Genomic DNA, 7,453 nt, shown 5'->3' with positions numbered 1-7,453 from the left:
GAACAAAGCCCCGGGAGCCAGCTCCGTCTACAACATCGGCATCGTCGGCGTCGGCGCACCGGTCCCCCCCCCCGCCCGCGCCCCCGGCTTCCGAACAGCCCGGTGTCCGCGCCGCTGCCCGCCTCCGCGCCTCTGGGGACGGCAACGGGCCGGACGCCCGTCCCCCTGGAGGAACCCATGGCGTCCCACCGTCCCCCTGGCGTCGATCCGAACGGAAAACCTTGGCGGCTGGGCGAGTTACTGCCCAGGGCGCTGGTGTACCTGGCCGGCTGCGTGGTCTTCTCGACCGGCGCCCACTTCTTCATCCAGTCCGATCTGGGCACCGACCCGCTCGACGTCTTCTCGCTGGGCGTGCTCAAGCACCTGCCGCTCACCATCGGCCTGTGCCAGGCAGCCGTCGCGGTGGTGTGCATCGGGGCGTGGGCGGCGTGGAACCGCAAGCGCCCGGTGGTCTCGCCCTTCGTGACCTTCTTCCTGTGCGGCAGCCTGATCGACCTCTTCCAATGGCTGCGGCCGGCGGCCTGGTTGGGGCTGAGCAGCTACCCGCTGATGCTGCTCGGCGCGCTGCTGTGCGCCTACGCCTCGGCGCTGATCATCATGAGCGGCTTCGGCATCCGGGCCATCGACCTGCTGGCGATCACCATCCGGCACCGCTGGACCTGGCCGTTCTGGTGCGCGAAGGGGCTGATCGAAGGAGTGCTGCTGCTCTGCGGCTGGCTGCTGGGGGGCCCGGTGGGCATCGGTACGGTGGCCTTCCTGGTCTTCGTGGACCTGCTCATCGAGCCCTTCGTCCGGTTCAACCGGCGCTTCCTCGACATCCCGGACCACGGTTTCGCGGTCGCCCTGGCCGTGCCCTGACCGGTGCCGGTCCGGCTGCTCCGGCGATGGCTGGCGGTGGCCGGCGGTGGTCGGCGACGGCCGGTGGCGGGGCGGTTGCCGGAGTACCGTGGAAGGGGTCGAGGCACCGCCGCCGTCGGCGGTTGCCGCGGGTGTCCTCGACCCGGTGGTGCGACGTGGGGACCGGAGGCGCCGGTGGCGCGAGAGAGCATGCCCGCGGTCGACGACTCCCGGCAGAGCCCGGTCGGAGCCGTCGGCAAGGTGACGGTGCCCATTCCGGCGGGCGGCCCGGGCGAGGTCCTGGTCGCCCTCCGGGGTGGTTCGGAGGTGTTCGCGGCCTGGTGCTCGGAGCCGGTCGGCCGGGACGTCCGGGTGGTCGTGGTGGACGCGATCTCGGCCCGCTCGGTGATCGTCGAGCTGTTGCCGCCCTAATCGCGGTTTCGGATCCCAGCTGGTCAGGTGGTCGGTCATGTTCTTCTGGCACGTTCCCGCACCCAACGAGGCGATGCTCATCTCCGGGTCCAAGCACCAGGCGCAGGACACCCAGTTCCGCATCGTCACCGGGCACGGCAGCCTCGTCCTGCCGGTCAAGCAGAAGGTCCGCATGCTCTCCCTGGCCCTGCGGGAGGCGGAGATCGCCGAGGACTGCGTGACCCAGCAGGGGATCCGGCTCACCGTGCGCGCGGTCTGCGTGTTCAAGGTCGGCGACGACGCCGTGTCGATCGCCAACGCGGCCCGCCGCTTCCTCTCGGAACAGGACCAGATGGAGGAACTCGTCGGCCGGATCTTCGCCGGCCACCTGCGCTCGATCATCGGCGGGCTGACCGTCGAGCAGATCATCCGGGAGCGCAGCCGGGTCGCCCAGGAGGTGATGGCGGGCAGCCACGGCGAGATGGAGAAGCTCGGCATCGTGGTCGACGCGCTGCAGATCCAGGAGATCGAGGACTCGACCGGGTACATCGACAACCTTGCCGCGCCGCACGTGGCGGCGGTCGCCAGTCAGGCCCGGATCGCCCAGGCCAAGGCGGACCAGGAGGCCGCCGAGCGGGAGCAGCAGGCGGCCGCGCTGAAGGCCGAGTACGAGCGCGACACCGCGATCAAACGGGCCGGGTTCCTCGCCGAGACCGAGCAGTCCAGGGCCCGGGCCGCCCAGGCCGGGCCGCTCGCCGAGGCCCGGGCCTCCCAGGACGTCATCGAGGAGCAGACCGCGCTCGCCCAGCGCCGGGCCGCGCTGGCCGCCCAGCAGCTGGAGGCCGACGTGCGGCGCCCGGCGGACGCCGAGGCCTACCGGCAGCGGACGCTGGCCGAGGCCGCCCGCGACCGGGTGAAGTTCGAGGCGGACGGCAGCGCCTACAGCGAGCGGGCGCTCGCCCAGGCGCAGGCGGACGCCAACACCGCCCGGGCCGACTCCCTGCGCGGCGGCAACCAGGAGCTCATCGCGGCCAACCGGATCGTGGAGAACCTGCCGGCCCTCGCCGACGCGGCGGCCCGGGGCATGTCCGGAGCCGAGCTCACCGTCCTCAACGGCAGCGACGGGGTCAACCAGATGGCGGCGGGCATCGTCAGCCAGGGCCTCGCGATCCTGCACTCGCTCCAGCACTCGACCGGCCCGTTCGGCGACGGCAAGTCCAAGCCCCGCTTCCCGGAACGGACTTGAGGCACCCGGGGGCCCGCGGGCCGAGGCGTCAACGGGCGGCGAGGAGGCCGTCCACCAGGGCCCGCAGGCCGTCCAGGTAGGTGTCGTCGGTGGTCAGCGCGGCCCAGCGGTCCGCGACCTGGGCGAGGCGGGGGAGTTCGTCCGGGTCGAGGCCGGCGAACACCTGCTCCCGGTACGTGGCGCGCTCGTCGTCCGCGCGCCGCCGGGCCGCCGCCGCCCGGACCACCAGCTCGCCGGCGGTGTAGTACCAGATCGTCCGGTACCCCTGCACGGCCCGCTCCGGCGTGAGGCCGCACGCGGTGAGGCCGTCGACGATCTGCTCGACGAACCACAGCGCGGACGCGGACATCAGGTCGTCGGCGGTGAGCACCTCGACGATCCAGGGGCAGTCGGCCAGGGCCTCGTGGATCGCGGCGGCGGCCCCGACGACCCGGTCGCGCGGGTCGGCGGGTAGTTCGGGCCGGCGCAGTGTCCGTGCCGCGTGGTCGTCCAGCAGCAGGACGAGCAGTTCCTCCTTGTCGCGTACGTGGTGGTAGAGCGCCATCGGCGTGCTGCCGACCTCGGAGGCGAGGCGGCGCATGGTCAGCCGGTCCGCGCCCTCCTCGGTCACGATCCGGCGGGCCGCCTCGACGACCTGCTCACGGGAGATGCGGGGCGGTCGGCCCGAGGTCCTGCGCGGTGCGGTCGGCATGGGTCCATTCTTCCCCAGAGGTCGACAGCGGCGATGGTGTGGGGTTAGTTTTCTTACGCGTATAGAAATTGCTGACCGGAAGGAACACCGCCATGACGCCCACCGCCGTCGACCTGTTCGCCTCGGCCCTGCACTTCCACCCCGACGGCGAAGTCCGAGCCGCCGAGCGGCAGATGGCCGGCGGCGCGCCGGGCACCTGGCACCTCGGCGCCTTCCACGTGGAGACCGACGCCGACGTCCACGCCGACCACTGGGAGATGCACCCGGAGGCCGACGAGGCGGTGTGCTGCCTCACCGGTGGCGCGCGGCTCTACCTCCGACCCGCGGGCGGGGACGCGGACGGGGGCGGCGACGGCGCGGGGGGCGGTGTCGACGAGCTGGTGCCGCTGCCCGCCGGCAGCGCGGTGGTCGTCCCCCGCGGCCGCTGGCACCGCCTCGAACTCGACGGCCCGAGCGACCTGATGTCGCTCACCCTGCGCCACGGCACCCGGCTCGAAAAGCGCACCGACACCCCCTGACCGCTGCCGGGGCCGGTCAGGACTCCCCGCTCCACGACCGCCAGAGCGCCGCGTACGCCCCGCCGGCGGCGACCAGTTCGTCGTGGGTGCCCAGCTCGACGATGCGGCCCGCCGCCATGACGGCGACCCGGTCCGCGTCGTGCGCGGTCTGGAGCCGGTGGGCGATGGAGATGACCGTGCGGTCGGAGCGCACGGCCGCCATCGCCCGCTCCGCCTGCCGGGCCGTGGTCGGGTCGAGCAGGGACGTCGCCTCGTCCAGGATCAGGGTGTGCGGATCGGCCAGCTGGACCCGGGCCAGGGTGAGCTGCTGGGCCTGCGCGGCGCCGAGTTCGGTCCCGCCGGTGCCCAGGAGCGAGTCCAGCCCGTCCGGGAGGTCGCGCACCCAGTCCGCCTCCACCAGGGCGAGCGCGGCCAGCACCGCCGCGTCCTCGGCGTCCGGGGCGGCCAGCGTCATGTTCTCCCGGAGCGTCCCCATGAACACGTGGTGCTGCTGGGTGATGAGCACGACGCGGTTGCCCAGCTCGCCCGCCGCGGCGAGGTCCGCGACCGGCACGCCGCCGACCAGGATCCGCCCCGCGTCCGGGGCGTCGACGCCGGCGAGCAGCTTGCCGAGGGTCGACTTGCCGGCGCCGGACGGGCCGACCACGGCCAGCCGCTCGCCCGGCCGGACCACCAGGTCGACGTCCGTCAGCACGTCGTGCGAGTCGGTGTAGGCGTACCGCACGCCGACGGCCTCGATCCGGTCGTCGGCGGGGCGCAGACCGGTGGCCGGCGGCTCCTGCGACACCAGGCCGACGCCCTTGATGCGGGCGAACGACGCACCGCTGCGCTGCAGTTGCTCGACCCAGTTGAGCGCCCGGTCCAGCGGGTCGACGAGCTGCCACATGTAGAGGCCGCCCGCCACCACCGCGCCCAGCGTCACCGAGCCGTGGAGGTGGCCGAGGCCGCCCACCAGCAGGACGAGCGCCATCGGCAGCGCGTGCGCGAACTCGGTGACCGGGAACAGCACGGTCCGCAGGAAGAGAGTGCGCACCCCGGCCCGGTAGGCGGTGTCGACGGCCCGGTCGACCACGCCGTCCTGGCGCGCCCCGACCCCGTACGCCTCGATGGTCCGGGCGCCGTGGGCAGTGGAGTTGAGGACCTCGGTGACCCCGCCCGCCGCGGCCCCCTCGGCGAGGTAGGCCTCCCGGGCCCGGGACAGGTACCAGCGGCTCACCGCCCAGACGATCGGCAGGCCCACCAGGGCGCAGAGCCCGATCAGCGGGTCGAGCAGGAAGGTCGCGGTGAGGATGACCAGCACCTGGACGACGGCGATGAAGACGTCCGGGGCCGCGTTGCGCAGGGTGGCGGCCACGGTGCCCACGTCCAGCGAGGAGCGGGTCACCAGGTCGCCGGCGCCGACCCGTTCCGCGTACCGCCCGGGCAGCGCGAGCGTCCGGTCGACGACCTCCTCGCGGAGCCGGGCCAGGGCGCGTTCGCCGAACCGGTGGGAGAGGTAGCGGGCGTAGCGGGTGAGCACCAGCTGGGCGAGGGCGAACCCCAGGACCGCCACGGCGAAGCCGTCCACCTGGCCGACCGTCAGCTCGCCGTTCTCGACCCGGGTGACGATGCGGCCCAGCAGCCACGGCCCGGCGACGCCCGCGAGGGCGGCGAGGCAGGTGAGGGCGACGATCGCGCCCATCGCCCGGCCGTCGTCCGCCAGCAGGCGCCAACTGGCCCGGCGCACCGTCGCGGTGTCGGCGACCGGGAGGCGGTGGGGGGCGTCGGGGGTGTCGGGGTTGCTCATCGGACCATGCCTTCCTCGGCGTCCGCAGGGGCGCTCGCCGGGTGGTCGTCGGTGCCGCCGCGGAACACCAGCGCCGCGTAGCCGGGGTCGCGGGCGAGCAACTCGCCGTGGGTGCCGGTGGCCCGGACCTTGCCGTCCACCAGGTGGACCACCTCGTCGGCGCGGCCGAGCACCAGGGGGGAGGTGCTGACGACCAGGGTGGTCCGGCCGCCGCGCACGGCGCCGATCCGGGCCGCCACGGCCGCCTCGGTGAGCGCGTCCAGCGCCGAGGTGGGCTCGACCAGCAGCAGCACCTCGGGATCGGCCAGCAGCGCGCGGGCCAGCCGCAGCCGCTGGCGCTGCCCGCCCGAGACGTTGCCGGCGCGGTCGTCGAGCGGCGCGTCCAGGCCGCCCGGCAGGGCGTCGACGATGTCCTCGGCCGCGGCGGCGTGCAGGGCGCGCCGCAGCTCCTCCTCGGTGCGGTCGCCGCGGATCGACACCGCGGAGCGGAGCGTGCCGCCGAACACGTACGCGTCGTCGTCCGACACCAGGACGTGGCGCCGCAGTTCGGCGGGCACCCAGTCGGAGAGCCTGGTGTCGCCCCAGGTGGCGTCCGAGTCGGTGTAGCCGCCCAGCCGCTCGACGACGGCCCGGGCCTCCTCGGGCCGGGCGGCGGCCAGCGCGGTGAGCCGCCCGGGCCGCAGCAGCAGGCCGGAGTCGGGATCGCTCAGCCCCGCCGGGGCGTCGGGCGGGGTCGTCAGTGTCCGGCTGCGCGTCGAATCCGGCCGCAGCGCCAGGATGTCGGTGACCCGGCGGGCGGAGACCAGCCCGCGCGGCAGGTCGTCCGCGCCCTCGACGAAGGCGGAGACGGGCACCAGCAGGGCCGCCACGTAGCCGTAGACGGAGACCAGTTCACCGACCGTGATCGAACCGGCGGCCGCCATCCGGGCGCTGAGCCAGGTCACCACGGCCAGGAAGACCACCGGCAGGCAGGCGCCGAGCGCCTGCACCCAACTGGTGAACGAGGCCACCCGGTAGCCGAGCGGGACGAGGGCCTGCGAGCGCTCCCGGTAGCGCCGGGCGAACATCGGCTTGCCGCCGATGCCGTTCAGCACACCCAGCCCGGCGACCAGGTCGCCGGCCAGGGCCGTCAGCGACCCCTGCTGCTCGCGGTAGCCGCCCTCGGCGCCGTGCAGCTTCCCCAGCAACGGGCCGACGGTGAGGGCCAGCAGCGGCACCCCGAGGAGGATCACCACCGCGAGCACGACGGAGATCCGGACCAGCAGGACGGCGGTGGCGAGGTAGGCGATGACCGCGCCGACCCCGGGCCCGGTGATGGTCAGCGTCTGCGCGATCCGGCCGATGTCGCCGGCCTGGAGATGGGTCAGCTCACCGGCCGACACCTGGCGCGGCAGCGTCGTCCCCAGCCGGTTGACGTGCCGGGTGATGACCTGGACGGTGCGGTACGCGGCGTCCGCCCGGACGAAGGTCATGGTGCGGTGCCGCAGGATCCCGAGGACGGCGATGAGCGCGCCGACCACGAGGACGGCCGACACCCAGAAGACCAGCGCGCCGCTGTCGCGGGCCCGGAGGCCCTCGTCGATCGTCCTGGACATCAGGTAGGGCGGCAGCATCAGGGCGCACATCCACAGGCTGCCCCAGGTCGAGCCGAGCAGGACGCGGCCGCGTTGCCTGCGCACCAGCCACCAGAGGAAGCGCAGCGGACTCCGGTGGTCCGGCAGCCCGGGATCACGGTAGGGGACCCGGCGCGCACCCCCGGGCAGGTCCGGTCCGTCGCCGGTCATCCCGCCTGCCCCCGGGCAGGCCCCCGAGCTATGAACTGGTCCAGGATCCGTTGACGTCTCATTCCCGGAGTCTGGCAGACCGCCCCGCCACGGAACTGACGCACCGCCAGGTCGGGCCGGCGGGGGCCGCGGAGCCCGTCTGACCCGGGGGTGACGCGGTGGGGGCGGTCGGTTCCGGGG

At 74.3% G+C, this 7,453-nt stretch carries 7 protein-coding genes; 4 read left to right on the top strand and 3 right to left on the bottom strand.

What is annotated here, in order from left to right:
* Nucleotides 1–177: 177 nt before the first annotated feature.
* The 3 genes from ACFV6I_RS24855 (at nt 178) to ACFV6I_RS24845 (ending at nt 2,494) form a co-directional block, all read left to right on the top strand.
* Nucleotides 178–858: a YitT family protein gene (locus ACFV6I_RS24855; RefSeq protein WP_208869047.1), complete on the top strand. Its 681-nt coding sequence runs from the start codon at nt 178–180 to the stop codon at nt 856–858.
* 174 nt (nt 859–1,032) lie between these two features.
* Nucleotides 1,033–1,269, top strand: a complete 237-nt coding sequence (locus tag ACFV6I_RS24850; protein ID WP_350880803.1) for a hypothetical protein — start codon at nt 1,033–1,035, stop codon at nt 1,267–1,269.
* A 37-nt stretch (nt 1,270–1,306) separates the two neighbouring features.
* On the top strand, nt 1,307–2,494 hold the full coding sequence (locus ACFV6I_RS24845; protein ID WP_063346367.1) for a flotillin family protein: 1,188 nt from the start codon (nt 1,307–1,309) through the stop codon (nt 2,492–2,494).
* Between the two features lie 28 nt (nt 2,495–2,522).
* Here ACFV6I_RS24845 and ACFV6I_RS24840 read toward each other — a convergent pair whose 3' ends face one another.
* Nucleotides 2,523–3,185, bottom strand: a complete 663-nt coding sequence (locus ACFV6I_RS24840) for a TetR/AcrR family transcriptional regulator (RefSeq protein WP_380427686.1) — start codon at nt 3,183–3,185, stop codon at nt 2,523–2,525.
* A gap of 92 nt (nt 3,186–3,277) precedes the next feature.
* Here ACFV6I_RS24840 and ACFV6I_RS24835 point away from each other — a divergent pair, with 92 nt between their 5' ends.
* The gene (locus ACFV6I_RS24835) at nt 3,278–3,703 is read left to right on the top strand and encodes a cupin domain-containing protein (protein WP_380427684.1); all 426 of its coding nucleotides are present in this window, start codon (nt 3,278–3,280) and stop codon (nt 3,701–3,703) included.
* A 16-nt stretch (nt 3,704–3,719) separates the two neighbouring features.
* Here the strand turns inward: ACFV6I_RS24835 and ACFV6I_RS24830 are convergent, their stop codons facing one another.
* Together ACFV6I_RS24830 and ACFV6I_RS24825 are read right to left on the bottom strand one after the other, a co-directional pair.
* Complete coding sequence (locus ACFV6I_RS24830; RefSeq protein WP_380427682.1) at nt 3,720–5,489, bottom strand: ABC transporter ATP-binding protein; 1,770 nt, start codon at nt 5,487–5,489, stop codon at nt 3,720–3,722.
* Complete coding sequence (locus tag ACFV6I_RS24825) at nt 5,486–7,273, bottom strand: ABC transporter transmembrane domain-containing protein (protein ID WP_380427680.1); 1,788 nt, start codon at nt 7,271–7,273, stop codon at nt 5,486–5,488. Before ACFV6I_RS24825 ends, ACFV6I_RS24830 begins: the two co-directional genes overlap by 4 nt.
* Nucleotides 7,274–7,453 lie beyond the last annotated feature (180 nt).

The sequence above is a fragment of the Kitasatospora sp. NPDC059803 genome (assembly GCF_042732255.1).
GTDB lineage: Bacteria > Actinomycetota > Actinomycetes > Streptomycetales > Streptomycetaceae > Kitasatospora.
The sequence above is the reverse complement of the archived record's forward strand: the minus strand, read 5'-3'. Positions and strand labels throughout refer to the sequence as shown.